At 55.3% G+C, this 20868-nt stretch carries 23 protein-coding genes; 21 read left to right on the top strand and 2 right to left on the bottom strand.

What is annotated here, in order from left to right:
- The first annotated feature begins 64 nt into the window (after window positions 1–64).
- The 14 genes from yceD (at window position 65) to ptsG (ending at window position 12273) form a co-directional block, all read left to right on the top strand.
- Complete coding sequence (yceD, locus tag ACXKZD_RS12055) at window positions 65–586, top strand: 23S rRNA accumulation protein YceD (RefSeq protein WP_010246346.1); 522 nt, start codon at window positions 65–67, stop codon at window positions 584–586.
- A 14-nt stretch (window positions 587–600) separates the two neighbouring features.
- Complete coding sequence (rpmF, locus tag ACXKZD_RS12050; RefSeq protein ID WP_003849870.1) at window positions 601–771, top strand: 50S ribosomal protein L32; 171 nt, start codon at window positions 601–603, stop codon at window positions 769–771.
- Window positions 772–796: 25 nt separating this feature from the next.
- Window positions 797–1837: a phosphate acyltransferase PlsX gene (plsX, locus tag ACXKZD_RS12045; RefSeq protein WP_022625870.1), complete on the top strand. Its 1041-nt coding sequence runs from the start codon at window positions 797–799 to the stop codon at window positions 1835–1837.
- The gene (locus ACXKZD_RS12040) at window positions 1838–2791 is read left to right on the top strand and encodes a beta-ketoacyl-ACP synthase III (RefSeq protein WP_010246341.1); all 954 of its coding nucleotides are present in this window, start codon (window positions 1838–1840) and stop codon (window positions 2789–2791) included.
- Window positions 2792–2807: 16 nt separating this feature from the next.
- Window positions 2808–3740 carry an ACP S-malonyltransferase gene (gene fabD / locus ACXKZD_RS12035; RefSeq protein WP_010669852.1) on the top strand — a complete coding sequence of 311 codons (933 nt, stop codon included), beginning with the start codon at window positions 2808–2810 and terminating at the stop codon, window positions 3738–3740.
- A 10-nt stretch (window positions 3741–3750) separates the two neighbouring features.
- A complete protein-coding gene (gene fabG / locus ACXKZD_RS12030) occupies window positions 3751–4485 on the top strand; it encodes a 3-oxoacyl-ACP reductase FabG (RefSeq protein ID WP_010246337.1) in 735 nt (244 codons plus the stop codon).
- 154 nt (window positions 4486–4639) lie between these two features.
- Entirely contained in the window at window positions 4640–4876 is a 237-nt protein-coding gene (gene acpP / locus ACXKZD_RS12025; RefSeq protein ID WP_003849865.1) for an acyl carrier protein, read from the top strand.
- Between the two features lie 85 nt (window positions 4877–4961).
- Window positions 4962–6203: a beta-ketoacyl-ACP synthase II gene (gene fabF / locus ACXKZD_RS12020; protein WP_010246329.1), complete on the top strand. Its 1242-nt coding sequence runs from the start codon at window positions 4962–4964 to the stop codon at window positions 6201–6203.
- 91 nt (window positions 6204–6294) lie between these two features.
- Window positions 6295–7110, top strand: coding sequence for an aminodeoxychorismate lyase (gene pabC, locus ACXKZD_RS12015; RefSeq protein ID WP_061901578.1), 816 nt, complete (start codon window positions 6295–6297; stop codon window positions 7108–7110).
- Entirely contained in the window at window positions 7107–8126 is a 1020-nt protein-coding gene (gene yceG / locus ACXKZD_RS12010; RefSeq protein ID WP_158131835.1) for a cell division protein YceG, read from the top strand. Before pabC ends, yceG begins: the two co-directional genes overlap by 4 nt.
- Complete coding sequence (gene tmk / locus ACXKZD_RS12005; protein ID WP_488981631.1) at window positions 8116–8748, top strand: dTMP kinase; 633 nt, start codon at window positions 8116–8118, stop codon at window positions 8746–8748. Before yceG ends, tmk begins: the two co-directional genes overlap by 11 nt.
- Window positions 8748–9737: a DNA polymerase III subunit delta' gene (gene holB / locus ACXKZD_RS12000; RefSeq protein WP_488981630.1), complete on the top strand. Its 990-nt coding sequence runs from the start codon at window positions 8748–8750 to the stop codon at window positions 9735–9737. Before tmk ends, holB begins: the two co-directional genes overlap by 1 nt.
- Window positions 9738–9755: 18 nt before the next feature.
- Window positions 9756–10547, top strand: coding sequence for a metal-dependent hydrolase (locus ACXKZD_RS11995; RefSeq protein ID WP_488981629.1), 792 nt, complete (start codon window positions 9756–9758; stop codon window positions 10545–10547).
- Window positions 10548–10836: 289 nt separating this feature from the next.
- On the top strand, window positions 10837–12273 hold the full coding sequence (ptsG, locus tag ACXKZD_RS11990) for a PTS glucose transporter subunit IIBC (RefSeq protein WP_010669858.1): 1437 nt from the start codon (window positions 10837–10839) through the stop codon (window positions 12271–12273).
- 54 nt (window positions 12274–12327) lie between these two features.
- On the opposite strand, the gene bglB is transcribed toward ptsG, so the two are convergent.
- Complete coding sequence (bglB, locus tag ACXKZD_RS11985) at window positions 12328–13467, bottom strand: beta-galactosidase BglB (RefSeq protein ID WP_022625863.1); 1140 nt, start codon at window positions 13465–13467, stop codon at window positions 12328–12330.
- Window positions 13468–13470: 3 nt separating this feature from the next.
- Entirely contained in the window at window positions 13471–15069 is a 1599-nt protein-coding gene (locus ACXKZD_RS11980) for an MFS transporter (RefSeq protein WP_111533674.1), read from the bottom strand.
- Window positions 15070–15427: 358 nt separating this feature from the next.
- On the opposite strand from ACXKZD_RS11980, the gene hinT reads away from it, so the two are divergent.
- From hinT to ACXKZD_RS11945, 7 genes are all read left to right on the top strand, one after another.
- Complete coding sequence (hinT, locus tag ACXKZD_RS11975; protein ID WP_009090851.1) at window positions 15428–15778, top strand: purine nucleoside phosphoramidase; 351 nt, start codon at window positions 15428–15430, stop codon at window positions 15776–15778.
- 20 nt (window positions 15779–15798) lie between these two features.
- Window positions 15799–16167: a YcfL family putative periplasmic lipoprotein gene (locus ACXKZD_RS11970; protein WP_010669861.1), complete on the top strand. Its 369-nt coding sequence runs from the start codon at window positions 15799–15801 to the stop codon at window positions 16165–16167.
- An 11-nt stretch (window positions 16168–16178) separates the two neighbouring features.
- Window positions 16179–16772 carry a penicillin-binding protein activator LpoB gene (gene lpoB, locus ACXKZD_RS11965; protein ID WP_022625861.1) on the top strand — a complete coding sequence of 198 codons (594 nt, stop codon included), beginning with the start codon at window positions 16179–16181 and terminating at the stop codon, window positions 16770–16772.
- Between the two features lie 16 nt (window positions 16773–16788).
- On the top strand, window positions 16789–17571 hold the full coding sequence (thiK, locus tag ACXKZD_RS11960) for a thiamine kinase (RefSeq protein WP_223565735.1): 783 nt from the start codon (window positions 16789–16791) through the stop codon (window positions 17569–17571).
- Between the two features lie 39 nt (window positions 17572–17610).
- Entirely contained in the window at window positions 17611–18651 is a 1041-nt protein-coding gene (gene nagZ, locus ACXKZD_RS11955) for a beta-N-acetylhexosaminidase (RefSeq protein WP_022625859.1), read from the top strand.
- Window positions 18652–18691: 40 nt separating this feature from the next.
- Window positions 18692–19234 carry an alpha/beta hydrolase YcfP gene (ycfP, locus tag ACXKZD_RS11950; RefSeq protein ID WP_010246299.1) on the top strand — a complete coding sequence of 181 codons (543 nt, stop codon included), beginning with the start codon at window positions 18692–18694 and terminating at the stop codon, window positions 19232–19234.
- A gap of 212 nt (window positions 19235–19446) precedes the next feature.
- Window positions 19447–20751: an NAD(P)/FAD-dependent oxidoreductase gene (locus ACXKZD_RS11945; protein WP_010246297.1), complete on the top strand. Its 1305-nt coding sequence runs from the start codon at window positions 19447–19449 to the stop codon at window positions 20749–20751.
- Window positions 20752–20868 lie beyond the last annotated feature (117 nt).

Here is a 20868-nt window from a genome sequence, read left to right as displayed (position 1 = left end):
AAGATGCTGTTTAACGGCCTTTTTCTTTGACTCTATGACATTACAAAGTTAATATGCGCGCCCTATGCAAAAGGTAAAATTACCCCTAACGCTGGACCCTGTCCGCACTGCTCAGAAGCGCCTTGATTATCAGGGTGTCTACACATCTGTACAGGTGGAGCGTGTGGCCGAGTCGGTCGTTAGTGTGGACAGTGATGTGGATTGTGCCATGTCGTTTGCGGTTGATAACCAACGTCTGGCAGTACTGACGGGTACTGCTGAAGTACAAGTGACGTTGCGTTGCCAGCGCTGCAACCAGACCTTTCCTCATCACGTAAAAGTGAGTTACTGCTTCAGCCCTGTCTCTTCTGAAGAGCAGGCCGAGGCATTGCCGGAAGCGTACGAGCCGGTCGATGTCAACGAGTTTGGTGAGATCGATCTGCTGGCGGTTGTCGAGGATGAAATTATTCTCGCGCTGCCGGTCGTTCCGGTGCACGATTCTGAACACTGTGAAGTGTCCGAGGCGGACATGGTCTTTGGTAAACTGCCTGCAGAGGTGGAGAAACCAAATCCATTTGCCGTATTAGCCAGTTTAAAGCGTAAGTAATAGGAGTAAGGTCCATGGCCGTACAACAGAATAAACCCACCCGTTCTAAGCGTGGTATGCGTCGTTCACACGATGCGCTGACCACTGCTGCTCTGTCAGTAGATAAAGTTTCTGGCGAAACTCATCTGCGTCACCACATCACTGCGGACGGTTACTACCGCGGTCGCAAGGTTATCGTTAAGTAAGTTTCTTGCTTAGCAAGGCGATACCTTGACACGTTTGACCCTGGCGATTGATGCCATGGGCGGGGACTTCGGTCCCTGCGTGACAGTGCCTGCAGCATTGCAGGCACTGGCCTCTCATTCGGAACTATTCCTTCTTCTGGTCGGACATCCCGACACCCTCATGCCATTGCTTGCCAAAGCGGATTCCTCCCTGATGGGGCGTTTGCAGGTCATCCCTGCCGAATCGGTTATTGCAAGTGATGCGCGGCCCGCTCAGGCCATCCGCAACAGTCGCGGCAGCTCAATGCGTGTGGCACTGGAGATGGTTAAAGAGGGACGTGCGCAGGCCTGCATCAGCGCCGGGAATACCGGTGCGCTGATGGGGCTGTCGACACTCTTATTAAAACCGCTGGATGGCATTAAACGTCCGGCGCTGATGTCCGTTTTACCGCACCAGCAACAGGGTAAAACCGTGGTGCTGGATCTGGGCGCAAATGTGGGCTCAGACAGTGCGATGCTGGTGCAGTTTGCCGTAATGGGGTCGGTAATGGCTGAGCATGTGCTTGGTATTGCACGGCCCCGTGTCGCGTTGCTCAATATTGGTCATGAAGAGACCAAAGGGCTGGAAACGATCCGCGACGCCGCGGCAGTGCTGCGAGAATCACCGCAAATCAACTATATTGGTTACCTTGAAGGTAACGAACTGCTCACCGGTAAAACGGATGTGATGGTCTGTGACGGTTTTGTCGGAAACGTCACGCTGAAGACTATGGAAGGCGTGGTAAGAATGTTTCTTTCTCTGCTGAAGTCATCAGGGGAAGGTAAAAAACGGTCATGGTGGCTTCAGTTGCTGGGGCGCTGGATTCAGAAACGTCTGACGAAGCGCTTCGGGCATCTCCACCCTGACCAGTACAATGGCGCTTGTCTGTTAGGATTGCGCGGAACAGTGATCAAGAGTCACGGTGCGGCAAATCAACACGCCTTCGCTGTGGCCATAGAACAGGCAGAGCAGGCGGTGAGGCAGCAAATTCCCGAGCGAATTGCTGCGCGCCTTGATGCTGTATTAGCCAGGAGTGACAAAGCCTAGATGTATACCAAAATTATCGGTACGGGCAGTTATCTGCCAAGCCAGATCCGCACCAATGCCGATCTGGAAAAAATGGTGGAGACGTCGGACGAGTGGATTGTTACCCGTACCGGCATCCGCGAGCGCCGTATTGCTGCGCCTGACGAAACCGTCGCCACCATGGGATTCAGCGCGGCGCAACGCGCCCTTGAAATGGCAGGCATTGAAGCGAACGATGTTGGGCTGATTATTGTCGCCACAACCTCTTCCAGTCATGCCTTCCCCAGCTCTGCCTGCATGATCCAGCAAATGCTGGAAATCAAAGACTGCGCGGCGTTTGACCTCGCTGCCGCCTGTGCAGGTTTCACCTATGCACTGAGCGTGGCCGATCAATACATCAAAAATGGCGCGGTGAAACATGCGCTGGTGATTGGTGCTGATGTCCTGGCACGCGCGCTTGATCCGGAAGATCGCGGCACGATCATCCTGTTTGGCGATGGTGCAGGCGCGGTCGTGCTGGGTCAGAGCGAAGAGCAGGGGATCATCTCTACCCATCTTCATGCTGATGGTCGCTATTCACAGCTGCTGACGCTGCCTTATCAGGATCGTGCGCATCAGGATCAGCCTGCTTATGTCACCATGTCAGGCAACGAAGTCTTCAAGGTTGCCGTTACCGAGCTGGCTCACATCGTTGATGAAACGCTGCAGGCCAATAATCTCGATCGTGAAATGCTGGACTGGCTGGTGCCGCATCAGGCGAACCTGCGCATTATCAGCGCCACCGCGAAAAAACTCGGCATGACCATGGATAAAGTGGTCGTCACACTGGATCGTCATGGCAATACCTCTGCCGCATCGGTGCCAAGCGCACTGGATGAAGCGGTCCGTGATGGCCGCATCAAACCCGGACACCTTATTCTGCTGGAAGCCTTTGGTGGTGGATTCACCTGGGGTTCTGCGCTGGTTCGCTTTTGATTGACAGGAACGAAAAATGACGCAATTTGCATTTGTTTTCCCCGGTCAGGGTTCACAGACCGTGGGCATGCTGACTGAATTAGCGGCAACGTATCCGCTGGTAGAAGAGACCTTCCGTGAAGCCTCTGACGCGCTGGGATATGATCTGTGGCAATTAGTAAGTCAGGGTCCGGCTGAAGAGCTGAACAAAACCTGGCAGACTCAGCCTGCACTGTTAGCCGCCTCCGTGGCAATCTACCGTGTCTGGCAGCAGCAGGGCGGTGAACAGCCAGCCCTGATGGCTGGTCACAGCCTGGGTGAATATTCAGCGCTGGTTTGCGCGGGTGTGCTTAACTTTGCGGATGCAGTGAAGCTGGTTGAACTGCGCGGCAAACTGATGCAGGAAGCGGTGCCTGAAGGCACTGGCGCGATGCAGGCGATTATTGGCCTGGATGACGCGGCTATCCGCAAAGCCTGTGAAGAGAGCGCGCAGGGTCAGGTTGTCTCACCGGTTAACTTTAACTCGCCGGGCCAGGTGGTTATTGCGGGTAACAAAGAAGCCGTTGAACGTGCGGGTGCCGCCTGTAAAGCAGCGGGCGCTAAGCGTGCCTTGCCACTGCCGGTCAGCGTTCCTTCTCACTGCGCACTGATGAAGCCTGCGGCCGATAAACTGGCGGTGGCGCTGGAGAGCATCACCTTTAACGCGCCTGCGGTACCGGTGATCAACAACGTCGATGTGAAAGCTGAAACCGATGCTGCGGCCATCCGCCATGCGCTGGTCCGTCAGCTCTACAGCCCGGTTCGCTGGACCGAGAGCGTGGAAGCGATGGCAGCACAGGGCGTGACGCAGCTTCTGGAGATGGGGCCAGGTAAAGTCCTGACCGGACTGACGAAACGTATTGTCGATAGCCTGACAGCGGCTGCCGTTAACGATACTGCATCCCTGACGGCTGCACTCGGTAAGGAATAAGAGGAAAATCATGAGCTTTGAAGGTAAAGTTGCGCTGGTTACCGGCGCGAGTCGCGGCATTGGTCGTGCGATTGCAGAAACACTGGCGGCACGCGGTGCTAAAGTGGTAGGAACTGCAACCAGCCAGAGTGGCGCCGACGCCATCAGTGCTTACCTTGGCGACAAGGGCAAAGGCCTGTTACTGAATGTGACTGACGCTGACTCAATCAGCACTGTTTTAGAGAATATTCGTGCTGAATTTGGCGAAGTGGATATTTTAGTCAATAATGCAGGCATTACGCGTGATAATCTTCTCATGCGCATGAAGGACGATGAGTGGGAGGATATCCTGGATACCAACCTCACATCGGTATTCCGCCTTTCCAAGGCGGTCCTGCGTGCCATGATGAAAAAGCGCGTGGGCCGTATCATCACCATTGGTTCCGTTGTTGGAACTATGGGTAATGCGGGCCAGGCAAACTATGCGGCAGCAAAAGCGGGTTTGATTGGCTTTAGCAAATCACTGGCGCGCGAAATCGCGTCACGTGGCATTACCGTCAACGTCGTGGCTCCAGGCTTTATTGAGACTGACATGACGCGGGCACTGAACGAAGATCAACGTTCCGGTATTTTGGCGGAAGTTCCTGCGGGTCGCTTAGGCGATGCTCAGGAAATCGCCAATGCTGTGGCATTTTTAGCCTCTGACGAAGCAGCCTACATCACAGGTGAAACGCTGCACGTCAACGGCGGAATGTACATGGTCTGATAAATCACGAAATGATTTGCTTTATTTGCGGTTAGAACCGCAAAATAACGCAAAATCGTGGTTCGACCAGCCGGGATTTTGTTGCATCTTTTTCACCATTTTATACACTACGAAAACCATCGCGAAAGCGAGTTTTGATAGGAAATTAAATAGTATGAGCGATATCGAACAACGCGTTAAGAAAATCATCAGTGAGCAGCTGGGTGTGAAAGAGGAAGAAGTCACCAACTCTGCATCTTTCGTAGAAGACCTGGGTGCCGATTCTCTTGATACCGTTGAGCTGGTGATGGCTCTGGAAGAAGAGTTTGATACTGAGATTCCAGACGAAGAAGCTGAGAAAATCACTACCGTTCAGGCAGCGATCGACTATATCAATAGCCATAAAGGCTAATGAATATCTTCAGGCGGTCGCTCGACCGCCTGATTTTTTTGTTTGTCCCACATAGTTCCCTATTTCCCCTCCCTGGAGGACGAACGTGTCTAAGCGTCGTGTAGTTGTGACTGGTCTTGGCATGTTGTCTCCTGTCGGCAATACCGTAGAGTCTACCTGGAGTGCTCTCCTTGCCGGTCAGAGCGGCATTACCCTGATCGACCATTTTGATACCAGTGCTTATGCAACACGTTTTGCAGGTCTGGTAAGAGATTTTAATTGTGATGACTACATCTCGCGCAAAGATCAGCGCAAGATGGATGCCTTCATCCAGTACGGCATTGTGGCCGGTATGCAGGCCATGCAGGACAGTGGTCTGGTTGTTACCGACGAAAATGCAAGCCGTATGGGCGCAGCAATTGGCTCCGGCATCGGTGGTTTAGGTCTGATTGAAGAGAATCATACTTCACTGGTCAACGGCGGCCCGCGCAAAATCAGCCCATTTTTTGTGCCTTCAACCATCGTTAACATGGTGGCGGGTCATCTCAGCATCATGTATGGCCTGAAAGGTCCAAGCATCTCTATCGCGACAGCCTGTACCTCTGGTGTGCATAACATCGGTCATGCCGCACGTATCATCGCCTATAACGATGCTGATGTGATGCTGGCGGGTGGCACAGAGAAAGCCAGTACGCCATTAGGCGTCGGTGGCTTTGGTGCAGCACGTGCTCTCTCAACCCGTAATGAAAACCCGCAAGCGGCCAGCCGCCCGTGGGATAAAGATCGTGACGGTTTTGTGCTGGGTGACGGCGCTGGCATTGTGGTACTCGAAGAGTATGAACATGCGAAGAAACGTGGTGCGAAAATCTACGCGGAAATCGTAGGTTTTGGTATGAGCAGCGATGCCTACCACATGACTTCACCACCAGAAGATGGATCAGGCGCCGCGGCGGCAATGATCAACGCATTGCGCGATGCTCAGCTTACGCCAGAGCAGATCGGCTATGTCAACGCGCACGGCACCTCCACGCCAGCGGGTGATAAAGCGGAAGCGCGGGCGGTGAAATCGGTCTTTGGGGCAGCAGCCAGCAGCGTGATGGTGAGCTCGACCAAATCAATGACCGGGCACTTACTGGGTGCGGCAGGCGCGGTTGAATCGATCTACTCGATTCTGGCGCTGCGCGACCAGGCCATTCCACCGACCATTAACCTCGACAATCCGGATGAGGGCTGCGATCTCGACTTCGTGCCCCACACCGCGCGTCAGGTTCCCGGTCTGGAGTACACCCTGTGTAACTCCTTCGGTTTCGGCGGAACCAACGGTTCGTTGATCTTCCGTAAAGTGTAATCGTTGTTGATTGCTAAAAAGGCCCGCGATGCGGGCCTTTTTTTATCCTGCAGAATGCGCTGAAATCACGAGTCACGCTCAGGAGAGAACCATGTGGATTAACGGGTTAAAACAATCGATGCTGGCCGCCAGTGACCGCGGCCTGCAGTTTGGGGATGGCTGTTTTACTACCGCCGCGGTGCGTCAGGGTAAAATCGTGCTGCTGGAAAGCCACATTCAGCGCCTCAAAGAGGGCTGTGAGCGATTATGGATTGATGGCGTCGACTGGCTTCAGCTTGAGACTGAAATGCGACAGGCCGCGCAGCAACAAACCCAGGCGGTGCTAAAAGTGATTATCAGCGCGGGCAGCGGCGGGCGGGGCTACAGCCGGCGCGGCTGTGGTGAATCCACGCGGATCGTCTCGCTGGCGCCCTGGCCGCAACACTACGCCGATATACAGCAGCGTGGCGCGTCACTCCGGCTCAGCCCGATCCGTCTGGCACGAAACCCACAGTTTGCCGGTATCAAGCACCTTAATCGTCTGGAGCAGGTGATGATCAGAGCTCATCTTGACCAGACAGACGCCGACGAGGCGCTGGTGCTTGACACTGAAGGTTGGGTGGTGGAATGCTGTGCGGCCAATTTATTCTGGCGTCAGGGCTCGCAAATTTTCACGCCTGATCTGTCAGCGTCGGGTGTGGATGGCATTATGCGGCGAAGTCTGATGGCGCAACTTGCGGCCGAAGGCCAGGCTTGCCAGGTAATAAAAAGCGAACCGGCGCAGCTGCTGGCCGCCGATGAAGTGGTGATATGTAATGCGCTGATGCCGGTCCTGCCGGTCCGACAGATAGAAGCGGTAGAGTTTACTGAGCGTTCGCTGTTTAATCAGTTGCGCGCAAGCTGTGAAAAGATAATGGATGCATCATGATTCGAAGCAAAAAAATCGTCGTCAGCCTGCTGGCGATCGTGGGTCTCGCGGCTGTGCTGAGTTACTGGCAGGTTAAGCGGTTTGCGGCCACCCCGTTAACCCTGCAGCAGGAAACGATCTACACGCTGCCTGCCGGCACGGGCCGGGTCGCACTTGAAGCGCAGCTGGAAGAGCAGAAGATTATTCCGCACAGTATCTGGTTTGGCGCGCTGCTGCGTCTGGAACCGGAACTGGCGACCTTCAAGGCGGGTACCTATCGCCTTGAGCCGACCATGACGGTGCGTTCGCTGTTACAGCTGCTGGCCAGCGGTAAAGAGGCGCAGTTCCCGGTGCGGTTCGTGGAAGGCCAGCGACTGAAAGAGTGGCTGAGTGAGCTGCGCAAAGCGCCTTATATCCGGCATACCCTGAAAGATGATCAGTTCGCCACCCTTGCCAGCGCACTAAAAGTGGAGCCTGAGCAGCTGGAGGGCAACTTCTTCCCGGATACCTGGCTCTACACGGCTAATACCACCGATATGGCGCTGCTGCAGCGCGCTCATGAGCGGATGAAAAAAACCATTGCTGAGGTGTGGCAGGGACGGGCGGATAATCTGCCCTATAAAACCCCACAGGAGCTGGTGACCATGGCCTCAATCATTGAGAAAGAGACCGGCGTCAGCGAAGAGCGCGCGCGCGTAGCCTCGGTGTTTATCAATCGCCTGCGCACCGGTATGCGGTTACAGACCGATCCCACCGTCATCTATGGCATGGGCGACAGCTATAACGGGACGCTGACCCGCAAAGATCTTGAGACGGCCAGCGCTTACAATACCTATATCATTAACGGTCTGCCGCCGGGTCCGATCGCCATGCCGGGTAAAGCCTCTCTGCAGGCAGCGGCTCATCCCGAGAAAACCAACTATCTCTACTTTGTTGCGGACGGCAAGGGCGGCCATACCTTTACGACTAATCTTGCCAGCCATAACAAGGCGGTACAGGTATACCGGCAGACGCTAAAGGAAAAAAATGAACAGTAAGTTTATCGTCATTGAAGGCCTGGAAGGCGCCGGCAAAACCACCGCGCGTGACGCCATCGTCGCCACGCTGCGTGCCCGTGGCATTCACGATCTGGTCTTTACCCGTGAGCCTGGCGGAACGCCGCTGGCAGAACAGCTGCGGGTGCTGTTTAAGCAGGGTATTGAGGGCGAGCAGGCCACAGATAAAGCGGAACTGCTGATGCTCTATGCGGCACGGGTTCAGCTGGTGGAAACGGTCATTAAACCGGCGCTGGCGCGCGGTGCCTGGGTGATCGGCGACCGTCATGATCTCTCTTCTCAGGCTTATCAGGGAGGCGGACGTGGACTTGACGCCGGTCTGATGCAGACGCTGCGTGATACCGTGTTAGGCGATTTCCGCCCCGATCTCACGCTCTATCTTGATGTGACACCCGACATCGGTCTGCAGCGCGCCCGTGCGCGCGGTGAGCTGGATCGCATTGAGCAGGAGTCATTGCGTTTCTTTGAACGCACCCGCGCGCGCTATCTGGCGCTGGCAGCGGAGGACCCCACCATCATCACCATCGATGCGACACAATCACTGGCCGATGTGACATCGTCACTTCAGTCGGCGCTGGATGGCTGGCTGGCGGAGCAGGCGTGATGAACTGGTACCCGTGGCTGAATCAGCCTTATCGCCAGGTGATTGGCCAGCATCAGGAGAATCGCGCTCACCATGCGTTGTTGATCCAGGCGATGGCAGGTATGGGCGATGAGGCGCTGGTCTGGGGGATGAGCCGCTGGCTGATGTGCCAGCAGCGGGATGGCCTGAAAAGTTGCGGGCAGTGTCACGGTTGCCAGCTGATGCAGGCCAATACCCATCCTGACTGGTATCGGCTTGAAGCGGAGAAGGGCAAAAGTACCCTGGGCATCGATGCGGTGCGGCAGGTTACGGAAAAAATGTACCACTTTGGTCAGCAGGGCGGCGCGAAAGTGGTCTGGCTGCCGGATGCCGCGCAGCTTTCGGAAGCGGCGGCTAACGCCTTGCTGAAAACGCTGGAAGAGCCGCCAGCCAACAGCTGGTTCTTCCTCAGCAGCCGCGATCCCTCGCGCCTGCTGGCCACGCTGCGCAGCCGCTGCATGGCGCTGCATCTGACGCCGCCGGACGAAGGACAAAGCCTGCTCTGGCTGAAGAAGCACGCTGCGCACGACGAACAGATGCTGCTGGCGGCTCTGCGTCTGAGCGCAGGTGCACCCGGTGCGGCGCTGAGCCTGCTGGAAAACGGAACGTGGCAGGCCCGGCAGAAGCTCTGCGATGCGCTGTCCGCTGCGTTGCAGCAGGACATCCTGCAACTGCTGCCTGCGCTGAACGCCGACGACGCGGCAGCGCGTATCGGCTGGCTGCTCTCTTTGCTGCTGGATGCAATGAAGTGGCAGCAACATGCAGGTCAGTGGCTGAGTAATATCGATCGTCAGGATGTGGTGCAGTTGCTGGCCGGATACTTTTCAGCCAGCGCGCTCAACAGCAGCCTCCAGGAGTGGATGCGCTGTCGCGAGCAGCTACTGCATGTGGCATCGGTAAATCGCGAATTATTGCTGACCGATCAGCTTCTGAGCTGGGCGGACAAACAGAAGCCCGCGCTTGTCGGCTAAACCTATCTGAGAGTAATTATGTTTATTGTGGATTCCCATTGCCATCTTGATGGCCTGGACTATGAAAAAAACCATCGTGACCTGGATGATGTGATCGCCAAAGCGGCGGCGCGTGATGTGAAATTTATGCTGGCAATCGCCACTACGCTGCCGGGTTTTCATACCCTTAAAAGTCTGATCGGCGAACGGAAAAATATAGCGCTCTCCTGCGGTGTGCATCCGCTGAATCAGGAAGAGGCCTATGATGTTGAGGAGTTTCGTCGGCTCTCTGCCGATCCTCAGGTGGTGGCTCTGGGGGAAACCGGGCTGGATTATCACTATCAGCCAGAAACGAAAGATCAGCAGCAGCGCTCGTTCCGGGAACATATCCGTACCGGTATTGCGCTGAACAAACCGATCATTGTTCACACCCGTGATGCCCGCGAAGATACGCTGGCGATTCTGCGTGAAGAGCAGGTTGAACGTTGCGGCGGCGTGCTGCACTGCTTCACTGAGGATCAGCCCACCGCAGCAAAACTGCTGGATATGGGCTTCTACATCTCTTTTTCCGGCATCGTCACATTCCGCAATGCCGAGCAGTTACGTGAAGCCGCACGCTATGTGCCGCTGGATCGGATGCTGGTGGAAACGGATTCGCCTTATCTGGCCCCGGTGCCTTTCCGTGGTAAAGAGAATCAGCCCGCTTACACGCGCGATGTTGCCGAATATCTGGCTGTCCTGAAAGGGGTGGATTTAGAAACGCTGGCAGCCACAACAACCCAAAACTTCTCAACGCTGTTTCATATCCCGATGAGCCAGCTGGGCGCCTGATCAGCTATTATTTCAGCCTCTGTAATTAATCTGTAACCTGCGTATATGACCCTGTTTTTTCAGACAGGGTCAGCTTTTTATCGCCGATTACTGGTGCGGATCAGTAAGAAATTTCGTAAAGTGCGCCCTTGTGATTGTCGAAACGTGATACCCGTCAAAGTAACAAATCGGGAATTATTTTACCCTTCGTAATAAATCAAAAGGCGGTCACCGCCAGCCCGGCAAAGAATCCTCCCTCTTTGCCACGCGCACTGCGCAAATATGCACTCTTACTCAGGAGCTTCACGCTATGTTCAAAAATGCTTTTGCCAACCTTCAAAAGGTCGGTAAATCGCTGATGCTGCCGGTATCGGTTCTGCCGATTGCCGGTATTTTGTTAGGGGTCGGTTCAGCCAATTTCAGCTGGTTACCTGCAGTGGTTTCGCATGTGATGGCAGAAGCGGGTGGATCGGTGTTCGCCAACATGCCGCTGATTTTCGCTATTGGTGTGGCGCTGGGCTTTACCAATAATGACGGCGTTTCGGCGCTGGCAGCGGTTGTTGCCTATGGCATCATGGTGAAAACCATGGCGGTGGTTGCCCCGCTGGTGCTGCATCTGCCTGCGGCGGAGATCGAGGCTAAACACCTCGCCGACACCGGGGTACTGGGCGGTATTATCGCCGGTTCCATCGCCGCTTACATGTTTAATCGCTTCTACCGCATCAAGCTGCCAGAATATCTGGGCTTCTTTGCCGGTAAGCGTTTTGTGCCGATTATTTCCGGTCTGGCAGCTATCATTCTCGGCGTGCTGCTCTCCTTTATCTGGCCACCGATAGGTTCCGCGATTCAGGAGTTCTCGCAGTGGGCAGCCTATCAAAACCCGGTTGTCGCCTTTGGTATTTATGGCGTAATTGAACGTGCGTTGGTGCCATTTGGTCTGCATCACATCTGGAACGTTCCTTTCCAGATGCAGATCGGTGAATACACCAATGCGGCAGGTCAGGTGTTCCACGGTGATATCCCGCGCTATATGGCGGGTGACCCGACCGCAGGTAAACTCTCTGGCGGCTTCCTGTTCAAAATGTACGGTCTGCCAGCGGCAGCGATTGCTATCTGGCATTCAGCGAAGCCTGAAAATCGCGCTAAAGTGGGCGGTATCATGATCTCCGCCGCGCTGACCGCATTCCTGACCGGTATCACCGAACCGATTGAATTCTCATTCATGTTCGTGGCACCGATCCTGTATGTGATCCATGCGCTGCTGGCGGGTCTGGCATTCCCAATCTGTATCCTGCTGGGGATGCGTGATGGCACCAGCTTCTCACACGGTCTGATCGACTTTATCGTACTGAGCGGCAACAGCAGTAAAATCTGGCTGTTCCCGATTGTTGGTATCATCTACGGTCTGGTTTACTACACCATATTCCGTGTACTGATCGCGAAGCTGGATCTGAAAACACCTGGCCGTGAAGAGAGCAGCAGCAGCGAGCAATCTACCGCGACCGGTACCGAGATGGCGGGCAAACTGGTGGCGGCGTTTGGTGGTAAAGAGAACATCACCAACCTGGATGCCTGTATCACCCGTTTACGTGTCAGCGTCGCCGATGTGGCGAAAGTGGATCAGACTGAACTGAAAAACCTCGGCGCCCGTGGCGTGGTGGTTGCCGGTTCCGGTGTGCAGGCGATTTTCGGGACTAAATCCGATAACCTGAAAACCGATATGGATGATTACATCCGCAGCATGTAATGATTTACAGCGATGAAAAAGCCCCGCTAAGCGGGGCTTTTTTTTGGCCGGGATTCAGAGGTAAACGCGCAGATACTCTGTCAGGCAGAGCAGGGCCATCGCCTGGCCGTAGGGCATCGAGGTCAGAGGAACCGTGCGATAGTAATCCAGATCCTTGCCCATTGCGGTTCCAAAGGAGACCTGTTTTAACTCGCCATCGTCATCAATATTGGCAATCACGCCGCGCAACGCTTTTTCTGCCACCTCGCGATACTCCGCGGGCAGATAACGCTTGCGAACCCCTTTCAGAATGCCATAGGCAAACCCGGCGGTGGCGGAGGCTTCCGGGTAGCTGTGCGGATCATCAAGCAGGGTGTGCCACAATCCGCTGCTGTGCTGACACTCCCTGAGCGCTTTAACCTGGGTCTCCAGCACCTGCTGCAGAAAACGGCGGGTAGCGTGATGCTCAGGCCAGTTCATCATCTCCAGGAAGTCGGGAATGACAATCGTCACCCAGCTGTTACCGCGCGCCCAGCGTGCATCAGCAAAGTTATGGCGACCGTCAAAGTTCCAGCCGTGGAACCATAAGCCGGTTTTGCGATCCATCAGAAACTGGGTGTGCAGCAGGAACTGATAACTCGCTTCTTCAATCCACTCATCGCGCTTCAGCAACTGGCCAATTTTCGCCAGCGCCATTACGCTCATCATCAGCGTATCGTCCCAGAGCTGCTGCGGGTTTTCGTTGTTATAGACAATGTGCTGCAGGCCGCCCTGTTCGGTACGCGGCATCTCATACATGACCCATTCTGCCCAGCGCTCCAGCACCGGCACCCAGGCCGGGTTCCCGGTCTCTTCGTAACGGTAGGCCAGCGTCAGAAAAGGACAAACGGTATTCACATTTTTGGTCGGCGTGCCTTCCGCCAGACGCTGCGTAAACCACTCATCAATAATGGCCAGCGTCTGCTGGTCACCGGTCTGCTGATAGTAGTGCAGCATGCCATACAGACCGATGCCGTGTGTCCATTCCCAACCCGCCCAGCCTTTGGTATCAATCACCCGGCCATCGTCCAGCCGTAATAAAAATTCGCCTGTCTCATCGGTGATGTTAACCAGATTCTGTGTCAGCTTTTGAATCAGCTGTACCAGTTCGCTGCGTGGCAACAGATGCTCGGGCTGGCACAATAATTTGCTGTGTTTAACGGGAAATACAGTCATGGTTTATTCCTGTCGTTTTAAGGTCGGGTTTAAAGAAGGGTTTAAAGTGGGATGTGCGGACAATTTTTCCGGCGCTGGCTTATTACGATTAAGGAAGCCAATGTTGTTGTTGCCCCAAAGATTTTCGTAAGGCATGCCAGCCAGCGTTTCTACAATTCCGCGTGCTTCCGGCGTGATGCTTTCCGGCACGATGCGGCCCGCGTCGCGCATCTTCAGCGTCTCCTGGCGCAGCACAGTGTGGGTCTGCAGATTAAGCTTAAAGCGCAGTGACACGATAAAGCCGCAGGCCAGCACGGCCACAGTGCCTATGCTGAGAATCGCCAGGATAGTGTGGCTGACGCCGGGTACCTGGGTCGCCTGTCCAGAGACAAAGCCGGAGAGCTGCAGCACGATACCGACCAGCATGACTGCGCCAGCCTGCGACGCTTTACGCGTCAGGGTCATGATGCCGGCAAAAATTCCTTCACGGCGCTGTCCGGTGATCACCTCATCCACATCGGCGATATAGGTATAGGTGTTCCACGGCACATAGTTGATGCCGCCACGTCCCAGGCCTGCCAGGGCAGAGATCACCAACAGCAGCGACATGTTGTCGTTCATTCCGGCATACCACAATCCAGCGTAGGAGAGCGCCGCCAGGCCAAACAATATGGCCACCAGACGGTAGGCGGGCGCGGGTCCCATGCGGATGCAGAGCGGAATCATCGCCATCACGGCAATAAACTGCAGCACCGCCATGGTGCCCATCAGGCTGGAGGCGACCTGAGCGCTCTGCATCAGCACAAATACCACATACCAGGTAAAGACGGCGTTAAACACATCCTGGGCGATATAGCCGCCGAGGTACATGCCAAGGTGCTGGCGGAAGATGCGGATGCGTAAGGTTGAAGCCAGCTCGACATAGAGCCGCTTGAGATTCTGCATCAGCGTCAGCTGCTGCTTTTCCTGTTCTGCACGGCGTGACTCGGCGGAAAAGTCATCGGGGTGACGCTCCCAGGTAAAACACCACACCAGCGTCAGCACCAGCGCGCAGATTACCGAAAACACCAGGCTGGCGTAGAAGAAGGAGAGAGGATTATCTTTGCCCAGCATCCCCAGCAAAATACCTGGTAAAAAGGCAGCCAGAATGGCCGACAGCTGTGCCAGGCCGATGCGGGCACCGGAGAAGCGGGTTTTCTGTTTGAAATCGTCGGTCATTTCCGGCACCAGCGTTTCATACGGCACCAGGATCATGGTGTAGACGATATCAAACAACAGATACGTGCAGAGATACCACCAGAAACTCATGTCGCTGAGCCACATCAGGCTATAACTGAATACAGAGGGTATGCCGAGCAGGATAAAGAATTTGCGGCGGCCAAAGCGTTTGCCCAGCCAGGTCGAACCGAAGTTATCGGTCAGAAAGCCCATCAGCGGACTGACTATCGCATCCAGCACGCGGGCAGCGGCAAAGATCAGCGTGGCCTGAATCGGGGTTAACCCACAAAAGGTGGTGTAAAAATAGAGCAACCAGGCGGCGGTCAGCGCCGTGGTGCCTGCTCCAAGAAAATCTCCGGAACCGTAGGCCAGATAGTGGCCAAGACCAATTTTACGTGAGCGCATGTCTGATGCTCCTTGATGTTTATGGCGGTTTATCCCTGGTGACGCCGGTCATCTCACCCGGACTGGTTAGCAAAGTAGAACTGACGGGTCGGCTAAACCTTCGCAATTTGGCAAGTGCTGGCGCTGAAGTGGCAGTCATACAAAGAAAAGGGTGGCGAAATTCTAATTTATAAAACAGCGTTTCATTTTCTGGTGTGGCAGGGGCGTTGTTAGCATTCTGAACAGCGTGCGGGTTACGGAGAGAGGGTGCTGCTGCAAAGGCAGGCGAACAATGCAAGAAAAGTGGTCCTGAGGTTGAAAGAAAACAAATTTCTCCCGCATACTGATTGATTAAGACTCAGGCTAAAGGAATTGCACCATGGCAGAAGAAACCATTTTTAGTAAAATTATCCGCCGCGAAATCCCCGCTGATGTGGTTTATCAGGATGAGCTGGTCACTGCCTTCCGCGACATTTCGCCCAAAGCGCCGACCCATATTTTAATCGTGCCGAATGTGCTGATCCCAACGGTCAACGAGGCGGAAGCGGCGCATGAGCATGCGCTGGGACGTATGTTTACTACCGCGGCGAAAATCGCCCGTCAGGAAGGTATCGATCAAAATGGTTATCGTCTGATTGTGAACTGCAATCAACATGGTGGTCAGGAGGTTTATCACATTCATATGCATCTGCTGGGCGGTGAACCGCTGGGACCGATGCTCTCTAACTGACCTGATAACGGAAGCGTGCTATGCGATCCTGGCTGACTGGCCTGCCGATCCTGCTCTGCCTGACGGCCTGCAGCAGTGATAAACCGATGATCAATACGTCACAGTCGCTGGTGATGGAGTCCTCTGTGTTGTCGGCAGGGATCATTACCGATGAACCGACGCTGGATGAGAACGATGGACTGAAGCGTGCCACCAGCGTGCTCTATAATCAGCGCGAAACACCGGTTGTTGTGCACTATCGTTACTACTGGTATGACGACAAAGGGCTGGAAATCACCCCGCAGGAACCGGCGCAGACCGTTACTGTTCCGGCGCAGGGCAGCATTATCGCCACTTCGCAACTGGGTAACCTGACGGCCAGCAAGGTTCGTCTTTATCTCTATCTTTAAGGATTTTCTACGTGATACGCAGTGTTAATCGTACCGGAGCGCTCCTGATGGCGCTCATTCTGACCGGCTGTGTGGTGAAACAGCAGCAGCCTGCACCAGTTGAACCGACTCAGCCTGTGGAGCCGGTGCAGCCCGTTCCACAACCTGAACCGGTGCCGCAACCGCAGCCTGTGCCGCAGCCACCGAAACTGGTCACTATCAACTGGGATGCCAGCGTTCAGCCGCTGGTGGCGCAGATGTTACAGGCTGCCAGCGCCGAGCCGGGCAGCGTGTTGCTGGTGGATCGCGTTAAAAACAGCACCAACGGTGCGCTGCAAAGCGAGAAAGCGACGGCAGCTATCCAGAATGCGCTGAATAACAACGGCAAATTCACCCTGGTTTCTGCTGACCAACTGGCGCAGGCCAAGCAGACGCTGGGATTATCGCCGGATGACAGCCTGAACTCGCGCAGTAAAGCGATTGGCCTGGCGCGTAACGTTAACGCTCAGTATGTGCTTTACAGCAACGCGCGTGGCGATGTCAAAGCGCCGACGCTGCAAATGCAACTGATGCTGGTCCAGACAGGCGAGATCATCTGGTCCGGCAACGGCATTGCACAGAATTAATCCCGCTTTCCAGCGGATGATTCAGCAGGTCACCGGCGAACCAGAAAAGACATCCTTTATCCCGCTGGCCGGTCTGACCGGGCATAGCCAGAAGATTGTCAGCCCGCGCGGAACTTTTATCGCGCGGGCGGCACCGCAACCGGTTATTCCGTTTGTGGATCGGCAGCGCGAATTCCGTCTGTTACGCAAACTGCAAGCCAGCGGAGTGGCACCGCAGCCCGTGGCGGGCCATCGTCAGGGGATTATCCTGACCTGGTGCGCAGGCGAAGCGCTGGATGAACACCGTTTCAGCCAGCAGCGTCCACAGATCGTGGCACTGCTACAGCAGCTGCATCAGCAGCCGCTGACCGGCTATCGTCTGCAGTTGTTGCCGCTGTTATGGCGCTACTGGCAGCTCACTCCACAGCGGCATCACCGCTGGTTGCGGGCGCTCAGGCGTCTGACGCAGCAGGGTGAACCTCACCCGCTGCGACTGGCTCCGCTGCACATGGATCTGCATGCCGGAAATGTCATACAAGATCCCGAAGGTCTGCGTCTGATCGACTGGGAGTATGCCGCCGATGGCGACGTGGCGCTGGAGCTGGCGGCTGTCTGTGCCAGCGATCCGCAGCACCAGGCCGACTGGCTGGTTGAGTATGCCGCGGAGATGCAGCTGCCGCTTACCGCGCTGGTGCAGCAGGTCAGACGCTGGCAGCCCTGGCTGCAGTTGCTGATGGCCAGCTGGTATCAGCTCCGTGCCGGTCAGCGTGACGACGACACATTACAACAGCTGGCTCGACAGAGCTGGGAACAGATTTAATCGCGTTACGCAGGTGCGTTTCGCTACAGGATTCATGATATGAGATCAGATTTACCCGGCCCCCTGATGCTTGACGTCGAGGGTTATGAACTGGATGGCGAAGAGCGCGACATCCTGCAGCATCCGCTGGTGGGCGGTTTAATTTTATTTGCGCGAAATTATCATGATCCCGCACAGCTGGCAGAGCTGGTGCGGCAGATCCGCGCCGCCTCTCACACCCGGCTGGTAGTGGCGGTGGATCAGGAGGGCGGTCGCGTGCAGCGTTTCCGTGACGGCTTCACCCAACTGCCTGCCATGCAATCTTTTGCTGCGTTGCACGACCTGGATACCGCCGGTGAACTGGCGCAACAGGCGGGATGGCAAATGGCGGCCGAGATGATCGCCATGGATATCGATATCAGCTTTGCGCCGGTACTCGATATTGGTCATATCAGCGCCGCGATTGGTGACCGTTCTTTCCATGCCGATCCGGCCATCGCCCTTGACGTCGCCCGCCGCTTTATTGCGGGGATGCACGAGGCGGGCATGAAGACCACGGGCAAACATTTTCCGGGTCACGGTGCGGTGAGTGCGGATTCGCATAAAGAGACCCCACGCGATCCGCGGGACGAAAAGACGCTGCGTGAGCATGACATGGCAATCTTCAGCAAGCTGATTACCGAACAGGCACTGGACGCCATCATGCCCGCACACGTCATCTACTCCGAAGTTGATCCGCTGCCCGCCAGTGGTTCGCCATACTGGCTTAAAACCGTGCTGCGTGAGCAACTGGGCTTTGACGGTATTATTTTCTCCGACGATCTGTCGATGGAGGGCGCAGCGGTGATGGGCAGCTATCCTGAGCGGGCGCAGCAGTCCCTTTCCGCGGGCTGTGACATGATTCTGGTCTGCAATCAGCGTCAGGGCGCCATCAGTGTACTGGATAACCTGATCCCGGTCGGGTCAGAGCGGGTTACACAGCTGTATCATCAGGGCAGGTTTACCCGCGATGAACTGCGGGGAACGCATCGCTGGAAAAATAATGCTCAGCAACTGAGTGCGCTTCAGGAACGCTGGCTGGCTCATAAGGCGTCGTGGTAAGCAGTGACTGCCCGGCGCTATCACTACCTTGAGGATTATCATGATCATCTATCTGCACGGTTTTGATTCCAACAGTCCGGGCAATCACGAAAAAGTGCTGCAACTGCAATTTATCGATCCTGATGTCAGGTTGATCAGTTACAGCACCCGCCATCCCAAACATGACATGCAGTTTCTGCTAAAAGAGACCGATAAGATGCTGACGCTTTCTGACGACGACCGGCCGCTGATTTGCGGCGTCGGACTGGGCGGCTTCTGGTCAGAGCGCATTGGATTTCTGTGCGGCATCCGGCAGGTGATTTTTAATCCCAACCTCTCGCCGCAGGCGAATATGGAAGGGAAGATCGACCGGCCGGAGGAGTATCAGGATATCGCAACGAAGTGCGTCAGCGATTTTCGCGAGCGTAATCGTGACCGCTGTCTGGCCATTCTCTCCCGTCACGATGAGGCGCTCGACAGCCAGCACATTGCTGACCAGCTGCATCCGTTTTATGAAATTGTCTGGGATGAGACGGAAGGGCACAAATTCAAAAATATATCCCCACATCTTAAGCGGATAAAAGCTTTTAAAACATTAGGTTAAGCAGCAAAGGCACCGCAAGGTGCCTGTTTTTATTACGTAATTATCTGAGTTTTATTTTCCCGCTTTGATGTATATCAATATTCTTATGTTCTCCTCTTCCCGCCATGCTATTCTCCCAGCAGATTGCGATTTTAACTTCGCCAACCCTATGTTTCTTAAGGTTTAATTTAACCTTTGGTTAACTTTTGGTTCACAATTTGAGGGGGTCTTTGTTGACTACGTCTGTTAAGAAAATTGTTATTGTCGGAGGGGGAGCGGGCGGCCTGGAAATGGCCACGCAGCTGGGCCATAAACTGGGTCGTAAAAAGAAGGCCGAGATTATCCTGGTTGATCGTAACCACAGTCACTTGTGGAAGCCGCTGCTGCACGAAGTGGCGACCGGCTCAATGGACGAAGGCATTGATGCATTGAGCTATCTGGCTCATGCCCGCAATCACGGTTTTGAGTTCCAGCTGGGTTCGCTCACCGATATCGATCGCACCCGAAAAGTGATCCGCCTGGCCGAAGTGCTGAATGCGCAGGGCGAAGTGCTGGTGCCACAACGTGAAGTGGCCTACGACCAGCTGGTGATGGCGCTGGGCAGCACCTCGAATGATTTCGGTACGCCGGGCGTTAAAGATCACTGCATCTTCCTGGATAATCCGCATCAGGCGCGTCGTTTCCATAACGAAATGCTCAACCTGTTCCTGAAATTCTCCGCCAGCGAAGGCCGGGTCGAGAAAGTTAACATCGCCATCGTGGGCGGCGGGGCAACAGGCGTTGAGCTGTCAGCTGAATTGCACAACGCGGTGAAACAGCTGCACAGCTACGGCTTCAAAGGCCTGGGACGCGAAGCGCTGAATGTGACGCTGGTGGAAGCGGGTGAACGTATCCTGCCTGCACTGCCACCGCGCATCTCTGCTGCGGCACATCAGGAGCTGACCAAGCTGGGCGTGCGCGTGCTGACGCAGACCATGGTCACCAGCGCCGAGCGTAATGGCCTGAATACCAAAGGCGGTGAGTTTATCGAAGCCGATCTGATGGTCTGGGCGGCTGGGATTAAAGCACCCGACTTCCTGAAAGAGATTGGCGGACTGGAAACCAACCGCATCAATCAGCTGGTGGTCAAAGAGACGCTGCAAACCACGCTGGACGATGACATCTACGCGATTGGCGACTGCGCCTCCTGCGCCTTGCCGGGCGGCGGTTTTGTACCACCGCGCGCCCAGTCAGCGCATCAGATGGCCTCACGCGCCATGGACAACATTCTGGCGCAGCGTGACGGTAAACCGCTAAAAGCCTATGTCTATAAAGATCATGGCTCGCTGGTATCGCTCTCCCGCTTCAGTACGGTCGGCAGCCTGATGGGCAACCTGATGCGCGGCTCAATGATGGTGGAAGGGCGCATCGCGCGCTTTGTCTATATCTCGCTTTACCGTATGCACCAGATTGCGCTACACGGCTACTTCAAAACCGGTCTGATGATGCTGGTCGGCAGTATTAACCGGGTTATTCGTCCCCGGCTGAAGCTGCACTAAGCAACAGCAATAACGCTGGCTAATTAATGTTAAGCCTCCTCCTTTATGAGGGGGCTTTTTTTATGTCCTGGAGAAGCCCCTGAAACAGACGCTGGCGCAGGAGAGTGCGATATCGAC

It is taken from the genome of Pantoea sp. ABR1s (assembly GCF_057812235.1).
Note: the sequence above shows the minus strand (reverse complement) of the source record. Positions and strands in the feature narration are given on the sequence as shown.

Bases quoted from the DNA above. Each gene is read 5' to 3' on its own strand.
- fabG (WP_010246337.1), top strand. From the start codon at position 3,751: ATGAGCTTTGAAGGTAAAGTTGCGCTGGTTACCGGCGCGAGTCGCGGC.
- ACXKZD_RS11980 (WP_111533674.1), bottom strand. From the start codon at position 15,069: ATGCGCTCACGTAAAATTGGTCTTGGCCACTATCTGGCCTACGGTTCC.
- yceG (WP_158131835.1), top strand. From the start codon at position 7,107: ATGATTCGAAGCAAAAAAATCGTCGTCAGCCTGCTGGCGATCGTGGGT.
- thiK (WP_223565735.1), top strand. From the start codon at position 16,789: ATGATTCAGCAGGTCACCGGCGAACCAGAAAAGACATCCTTTATCCCG.
- bglB (WP_022625863.1), bottom strand. From the start codon at position 13,467: ATGACTGTATTTCCCGTTAAACACAGCAAATTATTGTGCCAGCCCGAG.
- rpmF (WP_003849870.1), top strand. From the start codon at position 601: ATGGCCGTACAACAGAATAAACCCACCCGTTCTAAGCGTGGTATGCGT.
- ACXKZD_RS11970 (WP_010669861.1), top strand. From the start codon at position 15,799: ATGCGATCCTGGCTGACTGGCCTGCCGATCCTGCTCTGCCTGACGGCC.
- yceD (WP_010246346.1), top strand. From the start codon at position 65: ATGCAAAAGGTAAAATTACCCCTAACGCTGGACCCTGTCCGCACTGCT.
- ycfP (WP_010246299.1), top strand. From the start codon at position 18,692: ATGATCATCTATCTGCACGGTTTTGATTCCAACAGTCCGGGCAATCAC.
- ACXKZD_RS11995 (WP_488981629.1), top strand. From the start codon at position 9,756: ATGTTTATTGTGGATTCCCATTGCCATCTTGATGGCCTGGACTATGAA.
- holB (WP_488981630.1), top strand. From the start codon at position 8,748: ATGAACTGGTACCCGTGGCTGAATCAGCCTTATCGCCAGGTGATTGGC.
- tmk (WP_488981631.1), top strand. From the start codon at position 8,116: ATGAACAGTAAGTTTATCGTCATTGAAGGCCTGGAAGGCGCCGGCAAA.
- acpP (WP_003849865.1), top strand. From the start codon at position 4,640: ATGAGCGATATCGAACAACGCGTTAAGAAAATCATCAGTGAGCAGCTG.
- fabD (WP_010669852.1), top strand. From the start codon at position 2,808: ATGACGCAATTTGCATTTGTTTTCCCCGGTCAGGGTTCACAGACCGTG.
- hinT (WP_009090851.1), top strand. From the start codon at position 15,428: ATGGCAGAAGAAACCATTTTTAGTAAAATTATCCGCCGCGAAATCCCC.
- ptsG (WP_010669858.1), top strand. From the start codon at position 10,837: ATGTTCAAAAATGCTTTTGCCAACCTTCAAAAGGTCGGTAAATCGCTG.
- ACXKZD_RS12040 (WP_010246341.1), top strand. From the start codon at position 1,838: ATGTATACCAAAATTATCGGTACGGGCAGTTATCTGCCAAGCCAGATC.
- nagZ (WP_022625859.1), top strand. From the start codon at position 17,611: ATGAGATCAGATTTACCCGGCCCCCTGATGCTTGACGTCGAGGGTTAT.
- pabC (WP_061901578.1), top strand. From the start codon at position 6,295: ATGTGGATTAACGGGTTAAAACAATCGATGCTGGCCGCCAGTGACCGC.